The 1,574-nt window shown below is 48.2% G+C and carries 1 protein-coding gene; it reads right to left on the bottom strand.

The window, feature by feature from the left end; all coding sequences use genetic code 11:
- On the bottom strand, positions 1 to 1,070 hold a 1,070-nt coding region (locus tag ENN47_07350), incomplete at its 3' end, for a phosphatidylserine decarboxylase family protein (protein HDP77983.1).
- Positions 1,071 to 1,574 lie beyond the last annotated feature (504 nt).

Genomic DNA, 1,574 nt, shown 5'->3' on the forward strand with positions numbered 1-1,574 from the left:
CCCTTCTCCACATGCTGGCCTTCATAAACAGTTATCTCATTCGAAGATACTTCCGCCATACCGACAAATACGATACACATCAGCCCGATATCTGGATTGTCTGCTTCTATGAAAATCAAAGCCCTGGAAGCTACTTGCGCGATATAAGCCTGAGATTCGTTGGGACTTGCAGAATCAAAGCCTGCCGAAAGAGCAGAGGCATAATAGGAACCGTCGATCAGGCGAGTCTTTATGATCCGCCCGCTGACCGGGCTGTGCCATCGATGATAGCTCAGAGCGCTCAAGAATGCCTGGTAAATCGTTCCACCCTCGAAGAGCCCAGTTAAAGGATCGCCTGCAAGTATGTGCGAGAGAGAATACGGCTGTTCCTTTATCCAGAAGCGATCTTGGAGTTGAATGTCGGTCGCGATCTTGTATGGAGCAGATTCGCAGGCGTTTACAATCACCGAATCGTCGTCGGGACATTCCACAGGGCGCCTGCCTTCACGATACTGTCGGGTGAAGAAATCGTCCCAGGAGGTGAAGCCATAATAGGGGAGGTCCGGGTCACACTGGAAATCTTCTGCAAAGTTGGGCATGGCTTCCATAGCATCCCGTCCAAACCAGCCCTTCTCGGGATCCTCGCTCAGCACATATCTCGAGTCGGGAGAGCCGAGAAAGACAGCCCACTGGCTGAGAATCTTCTTCAGCTGCTTATTCACTTTCTCGTTCAAGAAAGCGGTCGTTCCCGCAGGGGTTCCCATTGCCCAGTTGATCACCGCGTTGATGGGAAATCCAACTAGCTCACTCTTGTTGAACTCCGGTGCCTGAGTCAGAACTTCGTTCATCACGTTCAGCATTTGCCTGTAGCTTCTTATCTGGGGATTTCCTGTCGGATCCGTTCTAAATTCCGGTGTCGACGGAATCTGTTCGAACATCTCGTTGAAGAGCATGAAAAGAACCGGGTCCTCTTCTATAATCTCTTGAAGCTCCTGGATTACGGGATGAAAGGTAGTAACAGAAAAAGTGAGCGATGTCAGGATAAGAACTACGCATACAATGATTGCCTGCCGTTTCAGATTTCCCATCATTTAGATACTCCTCCTTCGTGGAACTCCGCCGATGCAAACAAATCTTCCGCCGACTGCGACTCGAATATCATAGACTCAATCTATCCAGTAAGGACTATTCCCTTCGGAAAATTCCTTCTACCCAGCCTCTTCATTAAGACCGATTTCGAATCTCTTTTCGCACAACTCAACACAACCTCTATAAAGAACCATTGGCGAGTCTGAAGTCTACATTCCCTCTTGAAGAACTCGGCGCTCAGGATTATACTTCTAACCTCTTTCCTTGACTGTTCAATCAATTATATAACTCTGTCGAAGGAGAAAGATCGAATCTCTTGAGAGCGACGTTGGTCGCTGATCCCTGCTGAAGACAGACTTGTCCGTCAACGGTCCGCAGTTGAAAGGTGTGAGAGAAAAACCATTCTTCCAGATTGAGGATATGTTCTTCGTCCTGAAGGTAATAATGTAAGAGCATGGGATCCTGACAAGGAAACTGTCAGTGACCCCTTTTCTTAATTGCTTCCC

The sequence above is a fragment of the Mesotoga infera genome, from assembly GCA_011045915.1.
GTDB lineage: Bacteria > Thermotogota > Thermotogae > Petrotogales > Kosmotogaceae > Mesotoga > Mesotoga infera_D.